Source organism: Streptosporangium sp. NPDC000563, assembly GCF_040299985.1.
GTDB lineage: Bacteria > Actinomycetota > Actinomycetes > Streptosporangiales > Streptosporangiaceae > Streptosporangium.
On record NZ_JBEPDA010000001.1, the window covers coordinates 462,734 to 488,626 of the forward strand.

A 25,893-nucleotide genomic window follows, 5' to 3' on the forward strand; every position below is an offset into this window, starting at 1 on the left:
GCTCCGGCGCATCCTGTCCCACCCCCCCCCCCCCCCGAAATAACCCATACGGCCGGCGCCCCCCACACCTTTGGGCCCCCCCCCCCGCGACATGAGAGCGCCTGGCATGCGAGAGGGCACCCGGCAGGGGAGGCCGGTATGGGTTCTCGGGACGGACGCGGAGAGCGCTCGTCTCGAAACGGCGCGGCCGGCGGCAGGGTCCGATCAGGTGAGGCGCAGGGACATCACGAGGTAGCGGAAAGCGGGGTCGGCATCGCCGGGAACCTCCGTGATGAGGGCCGGTCGGCTCGGTGACTCCATGTTGAGCCTGACGAGCTCGGTCTCGACCCCGTGCAGGCCGTCGAGCAGGAACTGGGACTGGAAGGCGATCTGGATGTCGCCACCGGAGATCTCCGCGTCGACGACCTCGGTGCCCCGGCCGATGTCACCACCGCCCGCCTGGATGAGGACCTGCCCCTGGGCGAAGGAGAGCCGGACCGCGGTGTTGCGCTCGGCGACCAGCGCGACCCGTTTGATCGCGTCGATGAACGGCGTCACCGGCAGGTCGGCCCTGATCGACCAGTCGTCGGTGAGCCGCGAGCGATAGTCGATGAACTGCTCGTCGAGCAGGCGGACCGTGGTGGCCCGGCCGATGCTCTCGAAACCGGCCACGCCGTCGCCCAGCGCGACCGACACCTCGCCGCCGCGCAGCGACCTGGCCACATCGACGAGCACCCGCGCGGGCACCATCGCGGCGGCCGTGGTGCCGGCCGTCTCCGGGCGCCAGTCGAACTCCCTGGCCGCGATGCGATAGCGGTCGGTGGCGGCCATGGTCACGTCGTCACCCGAGATGTCGACCCGGATGCCGGTCAGCATGGGGAGGCTCTCGTCGCGGCTCGCCGCCGGGGCCACCTGATTGACCGCGCTCGCGAAGACCACACCGCCGACCGCACCGATCTTCGGCGGCATCTCGGGCAGGGAGGGGAAGTCCTCGACCGGCATGGTCAGCAGGCCGAACTCCGCGCTTCCACAGGTCAGAACCGCTTCGGAACCACTGGTGAGGACCTCCACCACCTCGCCGGGCAGGCTGCGGGTGATCTCCGCGAGGATCCGGCCCGGGATCAGCACCCGGCCCGGCTCCGCCACGACCGCCTCGATCGAGACGCGGGCGGAGACGTCGTAGTCGAAGGCCGACAGCACGAGGTCGCCGTCGTCGGCCTCCAGGAGCAGGCCGGACAGGACGGGGATCGCCGGTCGGTTCGGCAGCACCCGGGCCACCCAGGCCACGGCGTCGGCCAGGACATCACGGTTAACCTGGAACTTCACCTGATCATCCCTTCGTCCCGAACGGCACACCGGGCGCGGAAGCCGTACTTCAACAGCACGCTATCCGCTGAGACCGACAGAACAGGTACCCGGCCGAAGAAAAGCGGATCGTCCGCGCGGGCGCCGACGAGTCGGCTCGTCGATGGGCGATGTGCCCGGCCGGGAACGGGCTCGGGAGGTCGACCACGCGGATGTCGGGGGAGATCGCGTTGAGACGGGTCAGCCGCGGGCGGCGTTGAGGTAGGTCAGGACGGCGAGCACGCGGCGGTTGTCGTCGTCGGAGGGTGCGAGGTCGAGCTTGGCGAAGATGCTGGCCGTGTGCTTGCCGACCGCGCTCTCGCTGAGGAACAGCCGCTGGGAGATCGCCGCGTTGGAGCGGCCCTCGGCCATCAGCTCCAGCACCTCGCGCTCGCGCGGGGTGAGCGCGCCGAGCGGCTGGTGCCTGGCGGTGCTCGCCAGCAGCTTCGCGATCACCTCGGGGTCCATCGCGGTGCCCCCCGCCGCCACCCGGCGGACCGCGTCGACGAACTGCTCGGCGTTGAAGACCCGGTCCTTGAGGAGATAGCCGATCGCACCCGAGCCGTCGGCGAGGAGCTCTCGCGCGTACAGCTGCTCGACGTGCTGGGACAACACGAGCACCGGCAGTCCGGGGATGGCCCGGCGCGCCGCCAGCGCGGCCTGGAGACCTTCGTCGGTGAACGTGGGCGGAAGGCGAACGTCGACCACCGCGACGTCGGGTCGCAGCCCGGTCAGCGCTCCCAGCAGCTCCGGCCCCGACTCGACGGCCGCCACCACCTCGAAGTCGTGTGCCTGGAGCAGGTGGACCAGGCCGTCCCGCAGGAGATACAGGTCTTCGGCGATGACGACTCTCAGGCTCATCGGCCCAACCATAGGCGGGCCGGCAGGACCTCCGCCAGCCGCTGCTGGCGGGCGTGCATGACGGGGATGAGCGTGCCCGCGGTGTACATGGACAGGCCCAGGAGGATGTTGAAGACGATCAACGGCCACTGCAGGGACTCGGGCAGGTAGAGCGCGAGAACCCAGCTGCGCTCCTCGGCATCGAAGATCTTCATGAACATCGCCACCAGCCCCTGCGGGAAGAGCGGGAGCCAGCCGAGCCCCCAGCAGATCCCGACGATGATCGCCTTGCCTCGGGGCAAGGACGACTTGCGGTCCGGCCCGCCCTCCCCCGAAAGGGCGTTGGGCAGGTCGAACGTGGCGGTGGTCGGGCCACCCTTCGGACTGTTGACCACGAGCACCCCGTCGAAGGCCGCCAGCCTGCGCTCGATGCCGCGCAGACCGCTGCCCAGGGACGGGTCGGCGCCCCCCGAGCCGTCGTCGGTGACCACCACCCGCAGCGCGCGGTCGTTGCTGCTGATGTCGATCCACACCCGCTCGGCGCCGCCGTGGCGGGCCGCGTTGGTGAGGAGCTCGCTGATCGAGAAGTAGGCGGCCGACTCCACGGGCGAGTCGGGGCGACTGGCCAGGTCCACGGTGACGGTGACCTTCAGCGGGCTGTCCAGCGCGAGGGCCCGCACGGCATCGCCGAGGCCGCGCTCGGCCAGGACCGGAGGGTGGATGCCCTTGACGAGGTCGCGCAGCTCGACGAGCGCCGTGGAGGATGCCTCCCTGACCTTGCCGAGCAGGACCTTGGCCGCCGCGGGGTCCTTGTCCATCAGCTCTTCGACCGCGCCGAGCGTCATGCCCATCGCGACGAGCCTCGCCTGCGCCCCGTCGTGCAGGTCGCGCTCGATCCTTCGCAGCTCGGAGGCCTGGGAGTCGACCGTCGCCAGGCGTGCCTGGTCGAGTCGCTGGACCCGCGCCGTGAGCACGGCCTTGGCCGTGGGCGACAGCAGCAGGTGGTTCCACCGCGCGTACCCCCGCAGCAAGATGGGCGTCGCGAGCAGCGTGAAGGCCGCGGCGAGCGCCAGGAGCGGCGAGCCGGCCGCGGGGAGATCGGACCGGAGCGTGAGGAGGGCGTATCCGGCCAGGAGGAGAGGCAGCAGCAGCAGGACACCGGCCAGCGGGTTGAAGAAGGCCCAGAGCCCGTCCCGCCAGGTGGCCGGGTCGCCGAACATCCACTTCAGACGGTTGTTCCAGTCGGGCCACCACGGTGTCTTGTAGAGCTGGCGCTCGTAGCGGTACCAGCCGTCGGGCTGGGGACGCACCGGCAGCGGGGACGGCAGGTAGGGGACCGGCACCGCGGTCCCGAGCCACCTGCCGGTCAGCCTCCTCGCCACCCCCGTGCGAAACCTGAGCAGCCGGACCATCGGCGGGAAACAGAAGATCATCCCCAGCCCGAACGTCAGCAGGGACGCGACCAGGATCACGACGACGAGGACCGCGTCCAGCAGCGCCATCGCTCCCAGGACGAGTGCCCTGCCGACCGTCACCGCGTACGTCTTCATGGGTCAAGTGTCGGTGATACGTCCAATATGTGCCCAGTGGTGGAGGGTGCCCTACGGGGGTGGGGGTAGCCACACCCCCCTCGGGTGCCTGACCCGCCCCCGCCGGGGGTGTAGACGGATTCTCCGCGTGCGGCGCGGCTCGTAGCGTCGGTGAGCATGAAGGTCATCGAGGTCAGCAACCTCCGCAAGCGGTACCGCGACCAACTCGCGGTGGACGACGTCTCGTTCACCGTGGAGGAGGGCGAGATCTTTGGAGTTCTCGGCCCCAACGGCGCCGGCAAGACGACCACCGTGGAGTGCGTCGCGGGCCTGCGCGTCCCCGACTCCGGCACCGTCAACGTGCTCGGAGGCCTGCACCGCACCGAGCTCAGGGAACAGCTGGGAGTCCAGCTGCAGAGCTCCGCGCTGCCGGAGAAACTCAAGGTGTGGGAGGCGCTCGACCTGTACGCCTCCTTCTACCGGAGGCCCGCGGACTGGGTGAAGTTGATGGAGCGCGTCGGGCTCGCCGACAAGCGCGACACCCCCTACGGCAAGCTCTCCGGAGGCCAGCAGCAGCGGCTCTCGATCGCGCTGGCCCTGGTCGGCACCCCCCGCGTGGCGATCCTGGACGAGTTGACCACCGGCCTGGACCCCCAGGCCCGCCGCGACACCTGGGAGCTCATCGAGCGGATCCGCGAGGACGGCGTGACGATCCTGCTCGTCACCCACTTCATGGAGGAGGCCGAGCGGCTCTGCGACCGGCTCGCCCTGATCGACTCCGGCCGGGTGGTCGCGATGGACACCCCGTCCGGCCTCATCGCCATGGTCGGCGGGCGGCAGACCGTCAGGTTCCGGTCGTCCGGGCCGCTCGACGACACCAGGCTCGAAGCCCTCCCCGAGGTCACCGGGGTGAGCCGCAGCGGCGGGCAGGTCGCGGTCACCGGCACCGGCAACCTGCTCCTCGCGGTCACGACCGCCCTCGCCGCCGCGAATGTCGTACCCACCGACCTGCGCGTGGAGCAGGCCACCCTCGACGACGCCTTCCTCAGCCTCACCGGAAAGAAGATCTCCTCATGAACAAGATGCTCCTGACCGAGGCCAAGCTCTTCCTGCGGGACCCGGGCAGCCCGATCTTCGCGATGCTGCTGCCCCTCGCCCTCCTGATCGCGCTGGGACAGATCCCCGGCTTCCGGGAGGCGACCCCCGATCTGGGCGGGGAGCGGGTCATCGACACGCAGCTGCCCGGCATGATGGTGATCCTCGCGGTGGTGACGATGGCGCTGACCGTCCTGCCGGCGACGCTGGTGAGTTACCGGGAGAGCGGCGTGCTGCGCCGGATGTCCACCACTCCCGTCCATCCGATCCGGCTGCTGGTCGCCCAGCTCGTCAACAACCTGGTGGTGGCGATCGTCGCCACCGTCCTCCTGGTCGGCGCGGGCCATCTCGTCCTGGGGTCGATCCTGCCCAGGAGCCCGCTCGCCTTCGCGGGGGTGTTCGTGCTCGGCACGGCCTCGATGCTGAGCCTGGGACTGCTGATCGCCGCCGTGGCGCCCAACGCGAAGGTGGCGCCGGGCATCGGCTCGCTGCTGATGTTCCCGCTGCTGTTCATGGCGGGGATGTGGATTCCCCGGGAGCTGATGCCCGACCTGGTGCGGCGGATCGGGGACTTCCTGCCCATGGCGCCGTTCGCCGACGCGCTCCGCGACACGTGGGCGGGACACGCGCCGCAGCCGCTGCACCTGGTGGTGATGGTGGCGACCGTGCTGGTCATGGGCGGGCTGGCGGCGCGGTTCTTTCGCTGGGAGTAGCCGGTACGGCCTACGGTCCGCCGGGGTCCGTCCCACGCGAGGGGCAGGGACGGACCCCGGCTTCTCCTGTTCACACCGGCTTTCCCCGCCCGGTGCGTTCCTGCTCGGCGCTCCGGATGCCCAGCGATGGGAAGCCGGATATGTCACTCTTGACTGATGCTGATCCTGGCGCACGTAAGTGACGTCCACATCGACGGTTCTCCCCGCAGCATCGACAGGACCCGATCCGTCATGCGACACCTGGAGAACCTCCCCGGTCCCCTGGACGCGGTCGTGGTGACCGGCGACATCGCCGACAACGGCCTGATCGAGGAGTACGAGATCGCGCGTGAGCTGCTGACCACGCGCCATCCGACGATCGTCTGCCCCGGTAACCACGACGCCCGTCCGGCGTTCCGCAAGGCCCTGCTCGGCCTCGACGAAGGCGGCGACGGGCCGGTCAACCAGGTCCTCAGGCTCAACGGGCTCACCGTCGCGCTGTGCGACTCCAGCGTCCCCGGGCGGCCAGAGGGCTTCCTGGAGGACGAGACGATCACCTGGTTGAACGGCGTGCTCGCCGAGGCTCCGGACACCCCGGCCCTCGTCGGCATGCACCACCCGCCGGTGTCCCTGGGCATCCCGTACGTCGACGGGATCCGGCTGCGGAACCCCGAGCGGTTGGAAGCGGTCGTGCGGCGGCACCCGCAGGTGGTTTCCGTCATCACCGGCCACGCCCACACCGCGGCGAGCACCGTCTTCGCGGGCCTGCCGCTCTCGGTGGCGCCGGGGGTCGTCTCCACGCTGCGGCTCAGCCAGGAGCTCGACATCCCGATCCCCGTCGACTACGACCTGCCGCCGCAGATCGCCATTCACGTCTTCGACGGTGGCCGTCTCGTCACCCACGTCCGTCCGGTCCTGTGACATCGCCGCGGCCCGCCCTCCCGGCGTGCCGCGGCCTGAGCGGTACGCTCCAGGAGACCCGGCCACTTGACGGCCGTATGTCGTGGAAGATCTGACCTTCCCGTCGGGAGGCCCGTCCCCGGCGGCTCGCGCACCTCGGGAGAGCGGCCGGCACGCATGTCCTGTCGGAGTGGTGCCGCGACCGGAAATCAGCCTGCTTTCACCCCTGGTGCGAAGGTTTTTCGGCTGATAGCCGGAAACCCACATGATCCGTTGAACCCGCGGGGATCCGGCGACGTACTGCCTGCCGACACCGGAAAACGTCCGGCGCCCGAACCGGGGAGGGCACAGCGTGATCATGGACGCCCTGTGGCGGCCCGTTCCAGCGAGCACAGCCGTGATCGCGGAACCGCAGCCCGGCATCCGCGACCGCGAAGCGGCGGGCGACGCCGGCCCGCGCTCCGGTCACGACCGCCCGGCGCGAACCGCGGGAAGCGCGTGGTGACCCGGCAAGGCGCCTGTACCTCCCTGTCGGCCGATTCCCCCGGAGAAGACCCCATCGTGAAAGCCTCCTCCCGGTCCGGTGACCGGCCGCGCCGCTCCCATCGCCTGCGACCGGTCGACGCCCCCGACGACGAGTTGGTCGTCGCGGAGCTGTACCGGACGTACCGTCGGCCGTTGCTCTCCTTCGTCGTACGGCTCACCCGTGGCGACGTGCAGTGGGCCGAGGACGTGGTGCAGGAGACCATGGTGCGCGCGTGGCGCAGCGCGGACCGGTTCGACGCCGACGCGTCGTCCCTGATGCCTTGGCTCGCGACGGTCGCCAGACATATCGTGATCGATGACCAACGCCGTAAGGACGCGCGTCCCCACGAGGCGGGTGAGGGACCACTGGAGAGTGTGCCCATGCCCGATCAGATGGAAGATCTTTTGCGACAGGTCGTCGTGTCGGACGCGCTCAACTCGCTGTCTCCCGCCCATCGCGAGATCCTCAACGAGACCGTCCTGCGCGACCGGTCGGTGAACGACGCCGCCGAGGCGCTCGGCATCCCCGTCGGTACGGTGAAGTCGAGGGCGTACTACGCCCTCCGCGCGCTGCGCGTCGCCCTTGAGGAGAGAGGGGTGACGGCATGACCTCGCGGGTGGAGCACACCGATGTGGGCGCGTACGCCCTGGGCATCCTCGGGGAGCCCGACCGGACGGCCTTCTCCGACCACCTCGCCACCTGTCCGTCCTGCACCGCGGAGCTTCGGGAGCTGTCGGGGGTGGCGGACGCGCTCGCCGGCATCGGTCCCCTCGGGGACGACGTCACGGGTGCCGGCGAGGGAAATCCCGCCGAGGTGGTCGACCTGCTGCGCCGCCGCAGGACGGCCGACCGGCGTGCCCGCAGGGGGACGTTCGTGATCGGCGCCGCCGCGGCCGTCACCCTCGTCGCCGGAGGGATCGCGGCGGGCACCGCGATCTCCGGCGAGGGTGGCAGCGTCCCCGTCGGTCACTCCGCGCACGGTCCTGCGGAAGAGGCGTATCGGACAGGCACCCCGCTCGCCGGTAAGGGCGCCTCCGGGGTCACCGGCGGCCTGGTGCTGGAGACGAAGGGCTGGGGCACCCACGCCGTCCTGGAGCTCAGGGGCGTCAAGGGGCCGCTGGAGTGCGAACTGGTCGCCGTCTCCCCGACCGGCGAGCGGCGTGTGGTCACCGGATGGGCGGTGCCCGAGCGGGGATACGGGGTTCCCGGTTCCCCGGAACCGCTCTACGTGCACGGCGGGGTCGCCTGGGGACCTGCGGGGATAGACCACTTCGAGGTGCGCACGAACGGCGGGGACACGCTGCTCACCGTCGCGGTCTGACCGGGCATTTTAGCCCTCCCGTTCTGCGGGAGGGCTTTTTCCCGGCCGTTTCCCTCTGCGTATTTTTACGTATTTGAATGTTGAACCATCGTCGGGCGTAGCGCCGTACAACCGGCTGAAGAACACAGCAGCCCCTTACAGCTACGAGAGGTCCACGATGTCCAAGCGGTCCATGCGCAGCACCCTCACCGTCTCCGGCGTGGCCATCGCCGCGACCATGCTCTCGGCACTCTCCGCGACCCTCGCCCCGGTCGCGCAGGCCGGCACGACCGCGGCCACACCGTCCGGCACCGCGAGCACCGCGGACGCCTACTTCGCGGGCACCCTGCTCGGCAAGAACGAGGTGCCGACCAGCGGCGGTCCCGCCGTCGGCGACAAGGACGGCAAGGCCGTCGCCGTGGTCCGCATCCGCGGTAACGAGGTCTCCTACGCCGTACGGTGGGAAGGGACGGACACCCCCACCGCGTTCCACATCCACCAGGGCAAGGCCGGCAAGAACGGCGACGTGAAGGTCGGCTTCTTCATGGAGGCCCTGCCCGGCGGCAGCAAGGCCATCCTCGGCAGCGTCAGGATCAACGACGGCGGCCTGCTGGCGGGGATCAGGAAGAACCCGAAGAACTGGTACCTCAACCTGCACACCGCCGAGTTCCCGGGTGGCGCGGTACGCGCCCAGATGCACAGGATCAGCCCGACCAACCTGTCCAACGTGCTCGCCGCCGGCGTGCGTCCCGTCTACCACTCCAACGCCGACGGCCGCCAGGAGGTCCCGGTCCCCGGCAAGAAGGTCGGCGACCCGAACGGCCGCGCCGAATGGCTCGTCGGTATCAAGGGCTCGAAGGTCTACTACGCCACCATCTGGGAGAAGCTCGCCGCCCCCACCAACGGGCACATCCACCGGGGCAAGAAGGGCAAGAACGGCGATGTCGTGATCGACTTCTTCGCCGACTCGAACGGCCTGCCCAAGGGCGTCACCGGGATCGCGGGCACCGCGCCGGTGAAGCCCGACATCGCCCGGGGCATCAAGAAGAACCCGAAGAACTGGTACACCAACCTGCACACCACCGAGTTCGGCGGCGGCGCGGTGCGCGGTCAGCTCTACAGGTCCGGCGGCGGCTGGTGAACCGACGTCCGGGGATCGCGCCGCGGCGGTGAGTCCGGGACGCGGAGGGGATCCACGGTCGTCACAGGCCACCCGTCAGGTCAGGTGACGTAGGGGCGGGCGGTCCTTCCCTCGCGCAGCGTCCGCGCCCACCAGGTCAGCTGGTCGAGCAGGACCTTGGCCGCGCCGTCGCAGCCCTGCGGGTCGATCGGCTCCCCCTTGTCGTCGAAATTCCTCCGGGCGCCGTGGAAGCTGACGGTGTCTCGGATGGTGACCGCGTGCAGCTCCGCGAAGACCAGGCGGAGCTGCTCGACCGCTCGAAGGCCACCGGAGACGCCGCCGTAGGAGATGAAACCAACTGGTTTGGCGTGCCACTGCCGGTCGTGCCAGTCGATGGCGTTCTTCAGCGAGGCCGGAAAGCTGTGGTTGTACTCGGGCGTCACGACGGCGAACGCGTCGGCTCTGGCCAGCCGCGAGGTGAGCATCCCCAGAGCCCGCGCCGCCTCCGCGGCTGGCGCGGCCCCGAAGCGGGGCATCACCATCGGCAGAGGGGTCTCGGCAAGGTCGACGACATCGACGTCCATGCTCTCGTGCCGCCGGGCCCGGCCCGCGAACCACTCCGCGACGGTCGGGCCGAGCCGCCCTTCGCGGACACTGCCGACGATCACCGCTAACCGGATCTGCTCTTCGGGCATGACGGTCCTTTGCTGGTCACAGTGGGTCTGTCCGCGCCCTCGCGGCGCCGTACGAACAGGTTCGTACCTCAACCTTGGTTCACGTCAAGCCGGAACCGCGCACCCGTCGGCATCGGTCGCCCCCGCCCACGGCGTCCACGGTGGTGGCGGCGCCCTTCCGGCGCGCGGCGCGATTCTCCCCGCCCGCTCACGTCGGCACGGTGACCTGCTGGGCGATCACGAACACGCCCATCGCCAGGACGAACCAGCCGAACGCCTTGCGCAGCCGATCAGGGTCGACATGTCCGGCGTATCGGCCGCCGAGCAGTCCGCCCACCGCTGCGGCGACGGTGACCACGGCGGCCAGACGCCAGTCGATGCCGACCGCGCTCAGATAACCGGCCAGCCCCGCCAGCGACTTCATGCTGATGACCAGCAGCGAGGTGCCGGCGGCGGCGGCCATCGGCATACCGCCGAGCAGGACGAGCGCCGGTACCACGAGGAAGCCACCACCCGCGCCGACCAGGCCGGTGACGACGCCGACGATAACCCCGTCCATAATGATCTTGCCGAGGGGCAGATGCTCCCGCGTTCTCCCGTCTGCGATCCGGCGTCCGCGAATCATGGCGATCGCGGTGGCCACCATCATCACCGCGAATGCGCCGAGCAACAGCTGCTCGGGCAGATGCGGTCCGATCAGGCCGCCGCCGTAGGCTCCGGCCATGCCCGCCGCGCCGAAGATCAGTCCGATACGCCAGCGCACCCGGCCCGTACGGGCGTGCGAGAGGAGTGCGGTGGCGCTGGTGACCGCGACCACCAGCAGGGACATGGCGATCGCGCTCTTGCCCGCTACTCCGGCGACGTACATGAGCATGGGCACCATGAGGATGGAGCCACCGCCGCCGAACAGACCGAGGGCCACGCCCACCGCGACGGCGGCCGCAGCGGTGAGCACCAGGGTGGTGGTCACGAGGTGGCCCGGCCGTCCGGGCGTCCGCCGCGCAGCCGCAGCAGGGTGGCTTCGGCGTCGAAACGCGGTCCTCTGTTGTAGGGCAACCTCGCCAGAGCCATGCCCATGGCACAGGTGTCGGTGATGGCGGCGAAGGTCAGTCCGGCACCGATGAATCCCGCCAGATAACCGGCCGGCGGCCACCAGACGCCGGCCAGCACCGAGGAGGAGACGAGACTTCCGGCGACCAGGCGCACCTGCCGCTCCAGGCTCCAGCGCGGCCTGCCGCCGTCATCGGCACCGGAGGTGGGACCACCGGCCGCGTTCCAGGCGTTCATACCGCCGGCCAGGATCGTGGAGCCCTCAAGACCGGCGCCGGTCAGCCTGGCGCGGGCCTGGGCCGCGCGGCCACCGACCTGACAGACGAGAAGCAGTTGGCCGCCGGCGTCGGCGACGATCCGGTTCAGATGCGTGTCGATCTGGTCGAGCGGCAGGTTGACGGCACCGGGGATGTGGCAGGTGGCGTACTCACCCGGAGTGCGCACGTCGACCACGAGCACGTCGGGATCGGCCGCGATGAGCGCACGGGCGGCGGACACGTCCAGGGAAGGGGTGGAGGTCATGCGTTCGAGATCCTTGTCGTTCAAGGGGAACGGAGGTCAGGTGGTGGTGAAGGTGGCTGCGAGCTCTTCACGCAGTTCGGCCACGCCCGCGCCGTTCAGCACGATCGGCCGGTAACCGGACCGAAGCAGCAGACCGGCCGCGATGGAGGCACGCCTGCCTGAGCCGCAGGCGATCAGGACCGGCCGCTCCCGGTCCAGATCGGCGGGAAAACCCTCGGACACCAGGTCGGGCAGGAAACGCTCGACGGCCCCGGGCATGGGCGTGGCTCGCTGCTCGCCGGGCATCCGGACGTCCAGCAGCTGCGCGCCGGGCGCGGTGAGCCGGTCGGCGAAGGCCGGCAGCTCCAGCAGCTCGAAACCGGAGGTGACCGCCTGGCCGAGGTCGGTGACGACGCCGAGCACGGTGTCGATACCGATCCGCGCGAGCTGGGTGACCGCCTCGCGAGTGTCCTGGCCGGGTGTGGCGATCAGGACGAGCGGGACCCGATAGGGCAGCAGCCAGCCGGCCCAGCTACCGAAGTCGGCGCCGAGCTCGATGCCCACGGAGCCGGGTAGCAGGCCGGCGGCCTGGGCGGCCCGGGGGCGGATGTCCAGCAGGCGGGCTTGGTCGGGGACCTGCTCCAGGGTGAGTACCGGCACGTCGGTCGCGGGCATGGGTGGCACGCCGAGGGTGTTGGCTGGCCCCATGTGCCGGTAGAAGGTGGGGATCGGCATGGGGGCGGCCAGCAGATGGTCGGCGAAGCTCTCACGGTCGGCGATGGCCAGCAGCGGGTTGCCGGTTCTCTCCTCGCCGACGGTGGAGGTGTAGCGGCCCGCGCCGGTGGCGGTGCAGAAGGAGCCCTCGCCGTGGGTGGGCAGTAGCCGGACCTCACCCGGTAGGTCGGCCAGACGGCGCAGCGAGCCGTACTGGTGGCGAGCCAGGGTGCGTGCCCGTTCCGGCCCGAGCAGGTCCGGGCGCCCGGCCGAGGAGACCAGCAGGCTGCCGCCGGAGAAGACGGCCATCGGCTCGCCGTCGATCAGCACCAGGTAGGAGGTGTGCTCAGGAGTGTGTCCCGGGGTGTGGATAGGACGCAGGGACAGGCCGCGCTCGCCGGAGATGTCTTCCAGGTGGAAGGCGGGAGTGTGCGGGTAGGCGGCCGCCGCCGCCGCGGGGAGCACGAGTTCGGCGCCCGTACGGCGAGCGGCCTGTTGACCGCCGGAGACGTAGTCGTTGTGCAGGTGGGTCTCCAGCACGAAGCGCAGATTCACGTCGCGCTCCGTAGCGGCTGTCAGGAAGCGATCGATGTCGCGCTGGGGGTCGACCAGCACCCCCTGACCTTCGTGGGTGAGCAGGTAGGTCTGATCGCCCAGTCCAGGGGTGCGGAAGGAGACGACTTCCATGAGGTACGCCTTTCGTTTTCTTATACCCCTGGGGGTATGTAGAGGATAAAAAAAGGAACAGCCTGGCCGAATGTCCCGCCCTGCCGACTCCATCGGGCCGGGATCCGGCCCGGCGCCGAGCGGCGGCGCTCCGGCGACGGAAGCGACCCTTATACCCGGGGGGGTATATGGAGGACATGGTCGAACCCGAAGTCGATCGGGTCCGGCCAGGAGAGGGTTCAGGCGAGCGCCATGAACAGCTTCTCCAACTGCGCTCTGTCCATAGGGGCCCGCTCGCCGCGACTTTCGGCCGCCTCGCAGTAGCGCATCCCAGTGGCCACGATCTTGAACCCGGCCCGGTCCAACGCCTTGGAAACGGCGGCGAGCTGGGTCAGGACCTTCTCGCAGTCCTCGCCGGCCTCGATCATCGCGATCACACCACCGAGTTGCCCCTGAGCCCGGCGCAGGCGGGTGACGGCGTCGCCGAGCATCGACTCTTTCAGTTCCATGGCCTCACTATACCCAGGGGGGTATAAACGGCAAATCAGCCCAAACCTCATCACGACAGGACATCACGCTCGCCATCGGCCCGCGAGGCGCCGCCCACACCCTTGAACCCCAACGGCCGCGGCACACGACATGTCGACAGGGGGCGATCGAACAGGCTTCCGGGGCCTCGTGGTTGACAAGGCAAGCTAATCAGATTAGCTTTTAGCTAACTTTATTAGCCTAACTCGGAGGATGTCATGAGCGAACATCTCGCCGTCGACGGCGGCACGATCGCCTACGAGGTGACCGGATCCGGCCCGCTGATCGTTCTTGCTCACGGCATGGGCGACAGCCGCGCCGCGTACCGCGCCATGATCCCGTCGCTGGTGGCGGCGGGATACCGGGTCGCCGCGGTCGATCTGCGCGGCTGCGGCGAGTCCAGCGTCGACTGGCCGGCCTGGAGCCGCACCGCCGCCGCCGGCGACCTGCTCGCCGTGATCCGTCACCTGGGCGGTCCGGCCGTGCTCGTCGGCCACTCGTTCTCCGGCGGTGCCGCCACCATCGCCGCGGCGCAGGAGCCATCGCTGATCACCGCGGTCGTCGAGCTGGCGCCGTTCACCCGCAAGCAGTCGATCCGCGTCGGCGACCTGCGGACGAAACGCTTCCGGCAGGGCATGCTGCGGCTGCTCGGCACCGCCGTGCTCGGCAGCGTGCGGCTCTGGCGCTCGTACCTCGAGGTGGCCTACCCCGGCGCGAAGCCGGCCCACTGGGCCGAGCGGATCGGCCGCGTCGACTCCCTGATGCGCGAGCCGGGCCGGATGAAGGCCCTGCAGGCCATGGGCCGCAGCGCCCCGGCCGACGCCGGCGCACAGCTCGGCAACGTCCGCTGCCCGGTCCTCGTCGTGATGGGCACACTCGACCCCGACTGGGCCGATCCGCACGCCGAAGGTTCGGCGATCGTCGAGGGCCTGCCCTCCGGCCTCGGCCGCCTTGAGATGATCGAGGGCGCCGGGCACTACCCGCACGACCAGTTCCCCGACCAGGTGGTCTCGCTCACGCTCGCCTTCCTCCGCTCGGACGCCGCTCGTGCCTAGGGCCGGTCTGGACCCGGCGACCGTGGTCGCGGCCGGTGCCGCCCTCGCCGACGAGGTGGGCCTCACCAACCTGACGATGGGGTTGCTGGCCGAACGGCTGAACGTGCGCACCCCCTCCCTTTACAAGCACGTGAGCGGACAGGAAGACCTCAGCCGTCGTATCGCGGTCCTGGCGCTGAACGAGGTCGCCGACGCCATCGGCGGCGCGATCCAGGGGTACGCGGGTCGTGACGCCCTGGCGGCCGCGGCGCACGCCTTCCGCGCCTTCGTCCTGAATCACCCTGGCCGGTACGCCGCGACGATCGGCTTGAAACCGTCCGATCCGGACGATCCGGACGATCCGCTGATCACCGCGGCTCAGCGGTCGCTCGGCACGTTCAGGGCGGTGTTGCGCGGCTACGAGATCGGAGAGGCCGACATGGATCACGCCCTGCGCATGCTTCGCACCCTCTGCCACGGCTTCGCCACCCTGCAGGCGGCCCACGGCTTCCAGATGAGCGCGGACGTCGAGGAAAGCTTCGAGTGGCTGATCGCCTTCACCGACCGTGGTCTGCGCGCCATGTGAGAATGCCGCCGTCTGGGACGGGTCCCTCCAGATCCCTCCGGCGCGGAGGGGCACGCCACGCGGAACGGTTCACCGGTCGCGGCCCCCCTACGGCGAGGTCTAGTGAGGAGCCATGTCGACGAAACGGCTGTAGTGGCCCTGGAACGCCACGGTGACCGTCGCGGTGGGGCCGTTACGGTGCTTGGCCACGATCAGGTCGGCCTCGCCCGCCCTGGGCGACTCGCGCTCGTAGGCGTCCTCCCGGTGCAGCAGGATGACCATGTCCGCATCCTGCTCGATGCTCCCTGACTCGCGAAGGTCGCTCACCATGGGCCTCTTGTCCGTTCGCTGCTCGGGGCCACGGTTGAGCTGGGAGATCGCGATCACCGGGACCTCCAGCTCCTTGGCGAGGAGCTTGATGGCCCTGGAGATCTCGGAGACCTCGTTCTGGCGGCTCTCGGTCTTCTTCGGCGAGGACATCAGCTGCAGGTAGTCGATGATGACGAACCGCAGGTCGTTGCGCTGCTTGAGGCGACGGCACTTGGCCCTGATCTCCATCATCGACATGTTGGGCGAGTCGTCGATGAACAGCGGCGCCTCGGCCACCTCGCCCATCCGCCGGGCCAGCTTCGCCCAGTCGTCATCGGTCATCGTGCCCGACCGCATGGCGTGCAGCGCCACCCGCGCCTCGGCCGACAACAGGCGCATCGTGATCTCGTTGCGCGACATTTCCAGCGAGAACACCACAGTGGTCATGCCGTGCTTGATGGCGGCGGATCTCGCGAAATCCAGGCCAAGAGTGCTGTTGTGCGTTGGGATGCAGGTCTTTCCGGCAAGGTACATGTGGTCGGCGTTGTCGACCTCCACGCATCTCACCGGCGTCGAGGGCACCGGCCGCACGTCGACGATGTATCGAACGAGCGTCGACGGATGGGGTGTGGTCACCTGCCGGACGGCCTTGCCGGACAGCCGGAACACCTTGTCCGCCGCCGTGAAGTCGATCATGTAGAAGGTGGAGGAGCCGACGCTTCCGTCTTTGACCGTCCGTGTCCTCGTCGTCGCCCGGTAGCCGAGACTCAGCACCAGTTCGCAGGCGTCCTCGGCCAGTCTCCTGTCGGTGACCTCGAGCTGGATCCGGCCGTCGCGGCCGACGTGTCCGTCGGTGTCGAGGAGACCGGCGAGCAGGGCGCGCCGTTGCTTCTCGGAGGCTCGCAAATAGATCTGGGGAATGTGCTTGTCGCCGAGGACACCGAGGGTGTGCAGGATGGCCCGCACCGTGTCATGACCGTTCCGGCATGCCTGGCACTGCCGCACACCGCTGGACGGACCACCGCAGTCGGGACACCTGGTCGCCGGAACCGGACGGGCCCTTTCCCCGCACGGGCGACCGCACGTCCGCGCCTGGGACGTCCGGGGCACGAACAGGGCACCGCATACCGTGCAGGGCCGCTCCGTCACGTCCGTCACGGGCGACGGATGCGGCAGACCGAGTGCGTAGGGGAGATCGGAGCTCGTACGGGTGACCCGCACCCCTTCGGCCTCCAGGTTGAGAGCGATCTCCGAGTCGATGGTGGTGAACCCGGCACCGTCGGGGTGACCGTCGCCAAGCCATACTCCGAGCGCGTAGGCGGGCAACGGCAGATCCCGCTCGGGCAGGTCGAACGCCGCCGCGACGGCGACGGCGTGGTTCGGTCGCCTGTCCGCCGAGGCGCAGCGCAGTGTGCGGGCGATCTCCTCGGTCGTCACGACGTCCTCGTGGGCGGCGGTCGCGGAGGCGTTCGTCGGCTCCGCCGTCGACGTCTCGTACGCGCTCCCGACGTGCTCGATGAATTCGGCGGGCCGGTGGCTCTCCGAGTCCTGCCGGCGACGCGCGCGCGTGGTCGTCCGCCACTGGTGCCGGGCGTCCGCGACGACCACGGTGCCGTCACTGAACTCCACCTCGTAACAAGGCCGTCCGTGCATCACCTCGGTCGCCGCGACCACCCGTGTCGGCCTGCCGTCCGCACCGATCAGGTGGTCACCCGGCTCGACCTCCCCCATGGTCGTCCAGCCGGCGGGAGTGGGCAGCGGCGTGTCGAGAGCGAGCGCCTTGCCGATGGCGGGCCGGGCCGCCACAACGATCATCTGGCCCGGGTGCAGGCCGTTGGTGAGGGAGTCGAGGTCCTGGAAACCGGTGGGGACCCCGACCATCTGGCCGCTCCGGCCGCCGATGGCCTCCAGCTCGTCGAGGGCGCCCGGCATGATGTCCGCCAGGGGGACGTAGTCCTCGGAGGTGCGGCGCTCGGTGACCTTGTAGATCTCCGCCTGGGCGCGGTCGACGAGGTCGTCGACCTCCTCGTCCTGACCGCCGTAGCCGTAGGAGACGATGCGGGTGCCGGCCTCGATCAGGCGGCGGAGGATGGCCTGCTCGCGGACGATCCTCGCGTAGTAACCGGCGTTGGCCGCGGTCGGGACGATGGCGGTCAGCGTGTGGAGGTAGGCGCCACCGCCGATCCTGGCGACCTCGCCCCGCTTCTGCAGCTCGTCGAGGATCGTGATGGCGTCGGCGGGGTCGCCGCGGCCGTAGAGGTCGGTGACGATGTCGTAGATGATCTGGTGGGCCGGGCGGTAGAAGTCGTCGGACCGCAGGATCTCGACCACGTCGGCGATGGCGTCCTTGGACAGCAGCATGCCGCCCAGGACCGACTGCTCGGCCTCGATGTTGTTCGGTGGGGTGCGCTCGAATCTCGGCTCGAAGACCGGCGGCTCCGCGACGCTCACCACACACCCCCTCTTTCGAACACAGTTACGTTATCTCTATTTGTAGCGGACCGGTGTGACAGTTTCGCGGCTCCACGCCCGGCTGGCAACGCGACCTGTCGACAGAGGTGTGGATAAGCTGTGCACTTCTTCCCCAGAGGTGTGGGCACCCTGGGGACAGTTCTGTGGATAACTCTTGTCCACAGCTGTGGATAACGCTCTGACCAGGGAAAACTTAATCCACCGCCTGTGGAGAAAAGAAAGTTGGGGCGACACGCTGAAAGTCGCCCCAGATGGCATGTCCTGAGAGGTTCATCCCGCCGGAGATCCGCTGGGAGGTAAGAGGCACAATGGATAAGTGCCTCTTACTCCTCGATCCGGCCGACCCGATCGGGCCGACCAGGCCGATCGACCCGACCGGTCCGGTCGGTCCGGCTCCGGCTCATCCGACAAACCAGGTCAGATCGGTCGAGCCGATCGGCCCGGCGGCTCCGGGCGCGACCACGACAGGCAGATCCTGCGGCTCGCGCTGCCCGCGTTCGGCGCCCTGGTCGCCGAACCGCTCTTCCTGCTGACCGACAGCGTCGTCGTCGGCCGGCTGCCCGCCCCCGCGCTCGGCGCCCTGGGAGTGGCGAGCACGGTGCTGACCTTCCTGGTGGGGCTGTGCGTGTTCCTCGCGTACGGCACGACCGCGGCGGTGGCCAGGCAGATCGGCGCGGGCGAGACCGGCCGGGCACTGCGGCAGGGGGTGGACGGCCTCTGGCTGGCCGCGGGGGTGGGATTGGCGATCATCGTGGTCGTCTGGCCCCTCGCGCCCTCGCTGGTCCACCTGATCGGCGCCGAGGGCGAGCTCGCCCGGCAAGCGGTGACCTACCTGCGGATCAGCCTGCTGGGCGTCCCCGCCATGCTGCTGGTGCTCGCGGGCACGGGCGTGTTGCGCGGCATGCAGGACACCACGACCCCCCTGCTGGTGTCGGTGGGGGCCTTCGGACTGAACGCGGTGCTCAACATCGTCTTCGTCCTGGGACTGGGCTGGGGGATCGCGGGCTCGGCCTGGGGCACGGTGCTGGCCCAGTCGCTCGCCGCCGCCGTCTACCTCCTCCTCATCCTCGTCCGGTACCGCGCGCCGTTCCGCCCCGACCTGGCGGGCGTACGGGCGGCGGGCTCGGCGGGGGTCGCCCTGATCATCCGCACGGCGTGCCTTCAGGTGGTGCTGGCCGTCGCGACCACCGTCGCCACCCGCATGGGGGAGCAGCAGATCGAGGCGCACACCGTCGCCATCAGGATCTGGACCCTGATGGCGTTCGCCCTGGACGCGATCGCCATCGCCGGGCAGGCGATCACCGGCCGCGCGCTGGGCGCCGGCGACGTGGCGGGAGTCCGCGGCGCGACCCGGAGGATGGTGGCCTGGGGAGTCGGCTCGGGCGTGCTGCTCGGCCTCCTCGTGGTGGTGGTCAGGCCGTTCGTGCCCTCGCTGTTCGACGCGGGCCCCGTCGTCTCCGCCGAACTGCTCGGCCTGCTCTGGGTGGTGGCCGCCCTGCAGCCTGTCGCCGGGGTGGTGTTCGTGCTGGACGGCGTGCTGATCGGTGCCGGAGACCGGCGCTACCTCGCCTGGGCGGGGGTGTGGACGACGCTCGCCTATCTGCCCGCCGCGTTCCTGGTGGATCTCAAGGGCGGCGGTCTGGTCGCACTCTGGCTGGCGCTCGGGCTGTGGATGGCGGCCCGGCTGGTGACCCTGTCGACGCGGGCGTACGGCACGGCGTGGTTGGTGGTCGGCGGCTGAGACGTCCGAGCGCCCGAAAGTGGCTCGCCGGTGACGCAACGTGTCCGCCGAACAGGTGATCCGGGCGTGACACTGTGGTATCCACCACGTGATGGGATAGCCCTTGACCTGCGAAACTCTCCTGCGGCACTGTGAGACAAGTCCCTCGATACAGGGTTAAAAGCCCACCACGATTGGTCACGTCGTGCCCAAAGGCCCTTCCCCCTCGATCGTTCGCCGCATGCCGCCGGACCATGCCACCGACCGGTGGACCGGTGCGCGCCACGGCCTCCCCACGGCCTATCGCGGGGCGGACCTCATCGTCCTCGGCATCGGTGTGATGATCGGCGCGGGAATCTTCGGCCTCGCCGGCCGCCAGGCGGCGAGCATGGCCGGACCCGGCGTGTTCCTCTCCTTCATGATCGCTGGAATCACCAGCCTGCTCGTGGCCTTCTGCTTCGCCGAGCTCGCCTCCGCGATGCCGACCGCGGGAAGCGCCTACACCTTCGCCTACGTCATCTTCGGTGAGGTCTGGGCCTGGGTCGTTGGCTGGGCGCTGATCCTGGAGCTCCTCCTCGCCACGGCGGCGGTGGCCCGCGCCTGGTCGCTCTACGCCGCCCAGATGCTCACCGACCTCGGGGTGAACCTTCCCGGCGCGGTCGCGGGCGTGGTCGGCCAGAGCATGGGTTTCGACCTGTTCACGCTGTTCATTCTGGTGATCCTCACCGCCGTGGTGGCCCTGGGCGCCCGTGTCGGACTGCGCACCCTGTGGATCATCGTGATCGCCAAGCTGCTCGCCATCGGCGCGGTCATCGTGATCGGCGCCCTCCACTTCGACCGGCGCAACCTCGCGGCCATCCCGGTGCCGGCGACGCCCGGGGGGAAGGCCGAGGACGCCCTGCACTCCCCGTTGCTCGGTCTTCTCTTCGGCCAGACGGGCGCGTTCGGCTGGTTCGGCATCTTCGCCGCCTCGGCGGCCATCACCTTCGCGTACATCGGGTTCGACGTCGTGGCCACCGCCGCCGAGGAGGCCGAGGACGCCCCGCGCTCGATCCCGAAGGGAATCATCCGCGGGCTGGTGATCACCACGGTCATCTACATCGCGGTCGCGGTGGTCATGGTCGGGATGATCCCGTACGACGAGATCGACACGGACGCACCGCTCGCCAGCGCCTTCCGCGACGCGGGCGTGGGTTTCATGGTGCACGTCATCAACATCGGGGCGGTGCTCGGCCTCACCACCGTCATCCTGGTGCTGCTCGTCGGCCTGACCCGGGTGATGTTCTCCATGGCGCGCGACGGGCTCATTCCCCGCCCGCTCTCCAAGATCAACCGCAGCTATCACAGCCCGACAAGGGTCACCCTGGTCATCGGCTTCGTCGCGATCCTGCTGGCCGAGCTCGTGGACGTGCTGACGCTCGAACCACTGGTCGTGATCGGTGCCCTGTTCGTGTTCATCGTCGTGGCCGGCGGGGTGATCAGGATGCGGCAGACGATGCCGGAGCTGCCGAGAGGTTTTCGCACCCCGCTCTCTCCCGGCCTGCCGATCGCCACGATCCTCGCCTGCCTGTGGCTCATGGTGAACCTCCAGCTCATCACCTGGCTGTACTTCATCATCTGGATGGCCTTCGGTGTGCTCGTCTACCTGGTGTACGGCAGACGCAACAGCGTGCTCGCCACGATGGCGCGCCCCGTCCCCGAGGCTCCCGCCGACCCCGCTCCGGGGCGGTACGACCCTGCACAGGGCCCTCCCGGCCGGCCCGGCGGCCCCGGGCCCACGGCCGGACCTCGCGGCAGGCACCGGCGCTGAGCTGACCGTCCACCGCGCGGGCCATGAGGCCCGCCGGACCACTGAGACGCCCGTGGACCTCACGACCCTCGCGCGGCTTCGGGGACGCGCGGGCGAGAGGGGATCAGAGACGCCGGGCGTCGATCACGTTCTGCACGAACTCCCTGGTGCGGGGCTCACGAGGATCGGTGAAGATCTGCTCGGGGGTGCCGCGCTCCAGGAGCACGCCGCCGTCGAGGAAGCAGACGGTGTCGGCGATCTCCCGGCAGAAACCCATCTCGTGAGTGGTCAGGACCATGGTCATGCCCCCCTCCTTGAGCTCCCTGATGATCCCGAGCACCTCCTTGACCAGCGCGGGGTCCAGGGCGGAGGTGACCTCGTCCAGCAGCATCAGGCGGGGCCGCGTGGCCAGCGCCCTGATGATGGCGGCACGCTGCTGCTGGCCGCCGGAGAGCTGGTCGGGGTAGGCGTCCGCCTTGTCCCCCAGGCCGAACCTGGCCAGCAGGTCGCGGGCCTGTGCCTCGGCCTCTTTCCCGCTCACCTTGTGGACCTTGCGCGGGGCCAGCGTGATGTTGTCCAACACGCTCATGTGCGGGAACAGATTGAACGCCTGGAAGACGATGCCGATGCGTTTGCGCACGTCGTCGGGGTCCACCCTGGCATCGGTGATCTCCTCGCCGTCCAGGGTGATCGTGCCGTCGTCGGCGGTCTCCAGCAGGTTGACGCAGCGCAGCAGGGTGGACTTGCCCGAGCCCGAGGCGCCGATCAGGCAGACCACCTCGTGCGACTCGACCTCCAGGTCGATCCCGCGCAGCACGTTGTGGCCGTGGTAGTTCTTCCACAGCCCCTCGATGGTGAGCAGGCTCATGCACTCTCCTCCCGTGCCGTCGCCGTCTCGCCGGGCGACGGGACGCCGCCGTACGCCGGGTTACGCACGCTCACTGGCCCCGCCGTCTCTGCGAGCGAGCCGCCAGATAGTCGGTGAAGCGGGCCATCGGGATGGTGAGCAGGATGAACAGCAGCGCCGCCGCGAGGTACGGCGTGTAGTTGAAGGTGCTGGCGACGTGGATCTGCGCCTGCCGCAGCGCCTCCAGGGGGCCGATCGTCGCGACGAGCGCGGTGTCCTTCTGCAGTGAGACGAAGTCGTTGAGCAGCGGCGGCACCACCCTGCGCGCGGCCTGCGGCACCACCACGTGGCGCATGGTCTGGCCGTGGCTCAGCCCGAGGGACCGGGCGGCGGCCCGCTGGCTGGGATGCACCGACTCGATGCCCGCACGGAAGACCTCCGCCACGTACGCGCCGTAGGAGAGGGTGAGCGCGATGATGCCCAGCGTCGCGAGGTCCGTCGGTGTCCCCTGCAGGCCGAGCGCGGGCAGGCCGAAACCGACGAGATAGATGATGAGGATCGTGGGCACGCCGCGGAAGACGTCGGTGTAGATCACCGCCAGGGCACGCAGCGGGAAGAACACCGGCGCGGTGAGGTTGCGGGCGAGCGCGACGAGCAGTCCCACGATGAGGATGAGCGGCTCGGCGATCAGAAAGATCTTGACGTTGAGCAGGAACCCGCTCAGCACGTCCGGCAGCGCCCCGGTGAACTGGTCGAGGTCGAAGAACGTCTCCCGCACCCTCGGCCAGCCGGGGGAGGCCGTGAAGAGCCAGAGCAGCAGGACGATCACGAGGATCGTCGAGACCGTCGCGACGGAGCTCGAACGGATCGACGCCCTCCTGCGGAGCCGCTCGCGCTCAAGCTGCCGTTCGCTCTTCTGCCAGTCGACGGGAACCCGCAGGCGCTCGTCGTTCTTCATCGAGCGCCGCCGTGGCGCGGACCGTACGCGCGCCGCGCCCGTGGCGAGACCCGGGCGTCCGCGTCCGCGTCGGCTCCGGGGCCGGGTCCGGTCGCGGACGGTGTCGGAGGGTGTTTCAGGGTCACTTCAGCTCCGGTGCGCCCGCGGCGGAGCCGAGCCACTCGGTCTCGATCTTCGCCAGCTCACCGGAGGCGGTCAGCTTGTCGATGGCCTCGTTCACACAGCTCACCAGCGGGCTGCCCTTCTCGAAGACCGCGCCGAAGACCTCGGGCTCACCGGAGGCCGCGCCGAACTGACCGACGATCTTGGAGTTCTCGACCTGTGCGGCGGTCACGTAGAAGGCGGTGGGCAGGTCCACCACCACGGCGTCGACCTGCTTGTTCTTCAGCGCGTTGACGGCGTCGATCTGCTCGTTGTAGACGTTGGGCTCGGACGAGGGCTTGATCACGTCCTTGACCGCCTGCAGCGAGGTGGTGCCGATCTGCACGCCGATCTTGGCGTCCTTCAGGCCCGCGAGGTCCGTGGTGGAGGCGATCTTGGAGCCGTCCAGCGCGACCACGGCCTGCTTGACCGTGTAGTAGCCCTTGCTGAAGTCGACGACCTTCGCCCGGTCGGGGGTCACCGAGACCTGGTTCACGTCGAAGTCGAACTGCTTGGCGCCCGGTGCGAACGCGGAGTCGAACTTCACCGTGGCCCAGGTGACGTCATCCTTGGCGAAGCCCAGCTGGTCCGCGACGGCGTAGGCGACCGCGCTCTCGAAGCCCTTGCCGTTGGTGGGGTCGTCGTCGCTGAACCACGGGTCGTAGGCGGGCTTGTCGGTGCCGATGGTCAGCTTGCCGGGGGTCTTCAGCGCGGGGCTGTCCTTGGCGCAGGCGCTGGGGGCCGCGGAGGCGTCGCCGGACGTTGAGGATGCGGGGCTCGCCGGGGTCGCCGTTTCCGAAGCCGGCGCACAGGCCACCGCGGTCGCCGCGAGGGCACCGAGCGCGAACAGCATCGAGGGACGAACCATGACAAAACCTCCAGGGCGAAGCAACGATTTCCGAATTGTATGTATTCGCAGTGACCTGGGGTAACGGGGTACCAGCATATGAACTTTTCCCGGCGGGAAAGGGGATTTCCGCGGTCCCCAGGCTTTCAGGGGCGGGAACGGTCCGCAGGCTCTCCGGAAGCGGGAAGGAGCACCCTCCCGGCTGCCGGAAGGCCGGAAGGGAACCCCCGTGCCCGTCGAAGATCCGGGCAAAGCACGTCCTCAGGACGCGGGAGGGCCGGGAAAGGACAAGGGCCCCTCCCCGCGAACGGAGAGGAGCCCTTGTCTCACGGGGCCTGTCAGGCCGCGACGACCTCGACATCGAGGGACGCGGAGACCTCCGGGTGCAGCTTGACGCTGACCCGGTGGGAGCCGAGGCTCTTGATCGCGGAGGCGATCTCGATGCGACGGCGGTCGAGCAGGGGGCCACCGGCGGCCTTCACGGCCTCGGCGACGTCACCCGTGGTGATGGAGCCGAAGAGGCGGCCGGACTCGCCGGCCTTCGTCTTCAGGACCACCTTGAGGGCCTGCAGCTGACCGGCGACCTCCTTGGCGGTGCCAAGGTCGCGAATCTCGCGGGCGTCGCGGGCCTTCTTGATCGAGGAGATCTGCTTCTCGCCGCCGCGCGTCCAGAGGATCGCGAAGCCGCGGGGAAGCAGGTAGTTGCGGCCGTAACCGCTCTTGACCTCGACGATGTCGCCGGGGGCGCCGAGGCCGGTGACCTCACTGGTGAGAATGAGCTTCATCTGTCCGGACCTCCTTAGCGCGCGGTGCTCATGTACGGCAGGAGCGCCATCTCACGAGCGTTCTTGATAGCGGTCGCCACGTCACGCTGGTGCTGGGTGCAGTTGCCCGTCACCCGGCGGGCACGGATCTTGCCGCGGTCGGAGATGAACTTCCGAAGCAGCCCCGTGTCCTTGTAGTCGACGTAGGAGATCTTGTCGTGGCAGAACAGGCAAACCTTCTTCTTGGGCTTGCGCAGTGCCGGCTTGGCCATCGTGGTGCTCCTTTCAGAGCCCCGCCGTCAGGCGGGAATGGTCGCTGCGGATATGGACTGGGACGCGGGATGCCGGGCGCGGTCGTGACCGTCCCGGAGGAGCGTCCCTAGAAAGGCGGTTCGTCGCTGAAGTCGCCGCCGCCGAAGCCGCCGCCACCCTGCTGCTGCTGACCGCCGCCACCGTAGTTGTTGCCGCCGCCGCCGGAGAAGCCGCCACCTTGCGGTGCGGCCGGCGCCGCGGAGGCCCACGGGTCGTTGGCGGGACCGCCGCCGAAGCCACCGCCACCGCCCTGACGGGCGGTCTTGTTGACCTTGGCGGTCGCGTTTCTCAGGGAGGGGCCGACCTCGTCGACCTCGACCTCGTAGACGGTGCGCTTCTCGCCTTCCTTGGTCTCGTAAGACCTCTGGCGGAGCCGTCCCTGAACGATGACCCGCATGCCGCGCTGGAGGCTCTCGGCGGCGTTCTCCGCCGCCTGCCGCCACACGTTGCAGGTCAGGAACAGGCCTTCGCCGTCTTTCCACTCGTTGGTCGTCTTGTCGAGGAACCTCGGAGTGGACGCGATGCGAAACCGGGCCACCGCTTGCCCCGTGGGGGTGAAGCGCAGCTCCGGATCGTCGACGAGGTTGCCGACGATGGTGATCGTGGTGTCGCCTGCTGCCATGGCTAGCGCTGCCCTTCCTGCGGCCTTCGCTGGTTATCGGCTCAGAGTACGGCTG

Annotated in this window: 25 protein-coding genes; 10 read left to right on the forward strand and 15 right to left on the reverse strand. The window is 69.6% G+C overall.

Features of this window, described 5'->3' with window-relative positions:
- Positions 1 to 204: 204 nt before the first annotated feature.
- The 3 genes from dnaN to ABT352_RS02120 form a co-directional block, all read right to left on the reverse strand.
- Positions 205 to 1,305, reverse strand: coding sequence for a DNA polymerase III subunit beta (gene dnaN / locus ABT352_RS02110; RefSeq protein WP_350941805.1), 1,101 nt, complete (start codon positions 1,303 to 1,305; stop codon positions 205 to 207).
- A 219-nt stretch (positions 1,306 to 1,524) separates the two neighbouring features.
- Positions 1,525 to 2,178 (reverse strand): LuxR C-terminal-related transcriptional regulator, encoded by a 654-nt coding sequence (locus ABT352_RS02115; RefSeq protein ID WP_350943521.1) that lies wholly within the window; start codon positions 2,176 to 2,178, stop codon positions 1,525 to 1,527.
- Between the two features lie 2 nt (positions 2,179 to 2,180).
- Positions 2,181 to 3,713 (reverse strand): sensor histidine kinase, encoded by a 1,533-nt coding sequence (locus ABT352_RS02120; protein WP_350941807.1) that lies wholly within the window; start codon positions 3,711 to 3,713, stop codon positions 2,181 to 2,183.
- Positions 3,714 to 3,869: 156 nt separating this feature from the next.
- On the opposite strand from ABT352_RS02120, the gene ABT352_RS02125 reads away from it, so the two are divergent.
- From ABT352_RS02125 to ABT352_RS02150, 6 genes are all read left to right on the forward strand, one after another.
- Entirely contained in the window at positions 3,870 to 4,769 is a 900-nt protein-coding gene (locus ABT352_RS02125; RefSeq protein ID WP_350941809.1) for an ABC transporter ATP-binding protein, read from the forward strand.
- Positions 4,766 to 5,500 carry an ABC transporter permease gene (locus ABT352_RS02130; protein WP_350941811.1) on the forward strand — a complete coding sequence of 245 codons (735 nt, stop codon included), beginning with the start codon at positions 4,766 to 4,768 and terminating at the stop codon, positions 5,498 to 5,500. The genes ABT352_RS02125 and ABT352_RS02130 overlap by 4 nt, the downstream gene beginning before the upstream one ends.
- A 156-nt stretch (positions 5,501 to 5,656) precedes the next feature.
- On the forward strand, positions 5,657 to 6,400 hold the full coding sequence (locus ABT352_RS02135; RefSeq protein WP_350941813.1) for a phosphodiesterase: 744 nt from the start codon (positions 5,657 to 5,659) through the stop codon (positions 6,398 to 6,400).
- A gap of 540 nt (positions 6,401 to 6,940) precedes the next feature.
- Positions 6,941 to 7,513, forward strand: a complete 573-nt coding sequence (locus ABT352_RS02140) for a sigma-70 family RNA polymerase sigma factor (protein ID WP_502992750.1) — start codon at positions 6,941 to 6,943, stop codon at positions 7,511 to 7,513.
- Positions 7,510 to 8,226, forward strand: a complete 717-nt coding sequence (locus ABT352_RS02145) for an anti-sigma factor family protein (protein ID WP_350941815.1) — start codon at positions 7,510 to 7,512, stop codon at positions 8,224 to 8,226. The genes ABT352_RS02140 and ABT352_RS02145 overlap by 4 nt, the downstream gene beginning before the upstream one ends.
- Positions 8,227 to 8,299: 73 nt before the next feature.
- Entirely contained in the window at positions 8,300 to 9,346 is a 1,047-nt protein-coding gene (locus ABT352_RS02150; RefSeq protein WP_350941817.1) for a CHRD domain-containing protein, read from the forward strand.
- 80 nt (positions 9,347 to 9,426) lie between these two features.
- On the opposite strand, the gene ABT352_RS02155 is transcribed toward ABT352_RS02150, so the two are convergent.
- The 5 genes from ABT352_RS02155 to ABT352_RS02175 all read right to left on the reverse strand — a co-directional run bounded on the left by ABT352_RS02155 (position 9,427) and on the right by ABT352_RS02175 (position 13,439).
- Positions 9,427 to 10,020, reverse strand: a complete 594-nt coding sequence (locus ABT352_RS02155; protein ID WP_350941818.1) for an NADPH-dependent FMN reductase — start codon at positions 10,018 to 10,020, stop codon at positions 9,427 to 9,429.
- A 187-nt stretch (positions 10,021 to 10,207) separates the two neighbouring features.
- A complete protein-coding gene (locus ABT352_RS02160) occupies positions 10,208 to 10,969 on the reverse strand; it encodes a sulfite exporter TauE/SafE family protein (protein ID WP_350941819.1) in 762 nt (253 codons plus the stop codon).
- A complete protein-coding gene (locus ABT352_RS02165; RefSeq protein ID WP_350941821.1) occupies positions 10,966 to 11,571 on the reverse strand; it encodes a rhodanese-like domain-containing protein in 606 nt (201 codons plus the stop codon). The genes ABT352_RS02160 and ABT352_RS02165 overlap by 4 nt, the downstream gene beginning before the upstream one ends.
- Positions 11,572 to 11,607: 36 nt before the next feature.
- On the reverse strand, positions 11,608 to 12,951 hold the full coding sequence (locus ABT352_RS02170) for an MBL fold metallo-hydrolase (RefSeq protein WP_350941822.1): 1,344 nt from the start codon (positions 12,949 to 12,951) through the stop codon (positions 11,608 to 11,610).
- 218 nt (positions 12,952 to 13,169) lie between these two features.
- Complete coding sequence (locus tag ABT352_RS02175) at positions 13,170 to 13,439, reverse strand: metal-sensitive transcriptional regulator (protein ID WP_350941823.1); 270 nt, start codon at positions 13,437 to 13,439, stop codon at positions 13,170 to 13,172.
- Positions 13,440 to 13,676: 237 nt separating this feature from the next.
- Between ABT352_RS02175 and ABT352_RS02180 the strand changes: the two genes are divergently transcribed.
- Positions 13,677 to 14,513, forward strand: a complete 837-nt coding sequence (locus ABT352_RS02180; RefSeq protein ID WP_350941824.1) for an alpha/beta fold hydrolase — start codon at positions 13,677 to 13,679, stop codon at positions 14,511 to 14,513.
- Positions 14,506 to 15,078: a TetR/AcrR family transcriptional regulator gene (locus tag ABT352_RS02185; protein ID WP_350941826.1), complete on the forward strand. Its 573-nt coding sequence runs from the start codon at positions 14,506 to 14,508 to the stop codon at positions 15,076 to 15,078. Before ABT352_RS02180 ends, ABT352_RS02185 begins: the two co-directional genes overlap by 8 nt.
- Positions 15,079 to 15,177: 99 nt before the next feature.
- Here the strand turns inward: ABT352_RS02185 and dnaB are convergent, their stop codons facing one another.
- Complete coding sequence (dnaB, locus tag ABT352_RS02190; RefSeq protein ID WP_350941827.1) at positions 15,178 to 17,817, reverse strand: replicative DNA helicase; 2,640 nt, start codon at positions 17,815 to 17,817, stop codon at positions 15,178 to 15,180.
- A 442-nt stretch (positions 17,818 to 18,259) separates the two neighbouring features.
- On the opposite strand from dnaB, the gene ABT352_RS02195 reads away from it, so the two are divergent.
- Together ABT352_RS02195 and ABT352_RS02200 are read left to right on the forward strand one after the other, a co-directional pair.
- Entirely contained in the window at positions 18,260 to 19,579 is a 1,320-nt protein-coding gene (locus tag ABT352_RS02195; protein ID WP_350943524.1) for an MATE family efflux transporter, read from the forward strand.
- A 220-nt stretch (positions 19,580 to 19,799) separates the two neighbouring features.
- Positions 19,800 to 21,368 carry an APC family permease gene (locus ABT352_RS02200; protein WP_350941828.1) on the forward strand — a complete coding sequence of 523 codons (1,569 nt, stop codon included), beginning with the start codon at positions 19,800 to 19,802 and terminating at the stop codon, positions 21,366 to 21,368.
- 103 nt (positions 21,369 to 21,471) lie between these two features.
- Here ABT352_RS02200 and ABT352_RS02205 read toward each other — a convergent pair whose 3' ends face one another.
- From ABT352_RS02205 to ABT352_RS02230, 6 genes are all read right to left on the reverse strand, one after another.
- The gene (locus tag ABT352_RS02205; RefSeq protein WP_350941829.1) at positions 21,472 to 22,215 is read right to left on the reverse strand and encodes an amino acid ABC transporter ATP-binding protein; all 744 of its coding nucleotides are present in this window, start codon (positions 22,213 to 22,215) and stop codon (positions 21,472 to 21,474) included.
- 70 nt (positions 22,216 to 22,285) lie between these two features.
- On the reverse strand, positions 22,286 to 23,152 hold the full coding sequence (locus tag ABT352_RS02210; RefSeq protein ID WP_350941830.1) for an amino acid ABC transporter permease: 867 nt from the start codon (positions 23,150 to 23,152) through the stop codon (positions 22,286 to 22,288).
- 121 nt (positions 23,153 to 23,273) lie between these two features.
- Complete coding sequence (locus ABT352_RS02215; RefSeq protein ID WP_350941831.1) at positions 23,274 to 24,161, reverse strand: ABC transporter substrate-binding protein; 888 nt, start codon at positions 24,159 to 24,161, stop codon at positions 23,274 to 23,276.
- A gap of 317 nt (positions 24,162 to 24,478) precedes the next feature.
- Positions 24,479 to 24,925 carry a 50S ribosomal protein L9 gene (rplI, locus tag ABT352_RS02220; RefSeq protein ID WP_344744211.1) on the reverse strand — a complete coding sequence of 149 codons (447 nt, stop codon included), beginning with the start codon at positions 24,923 to 24,925 and terminating at the stop codon, positions 24,479 to 24,481.
- Positions 24,926 to 24,939: 14 nt separating this feature from the next.
- Positions 24,940 to 25,176 (reverse strand): 30S ribosomal protein S18, encoded by a 237-nt coding sequence (gene rpsR / locus ABT352_RS02225; RefSeq protein WP_344892480.1) that lies wholly within the window; start codon positions 25,174 to 25,176, stop codon positions 24,940 to 24,942.
- Between the two features lie 107 nt (positions 25,177 to 25,283).
- Entirely contained in the window at positions 25,284 to 25,838 is a 555-nt protein-coding gene (locus tag ABT352_RS02230) for a single-stranded DNA-binding protein (protein WP_350941832.1), read from the reverse strand.
- Positions 25,839 to 25,893: the final 55 nt, after the last annotated feature.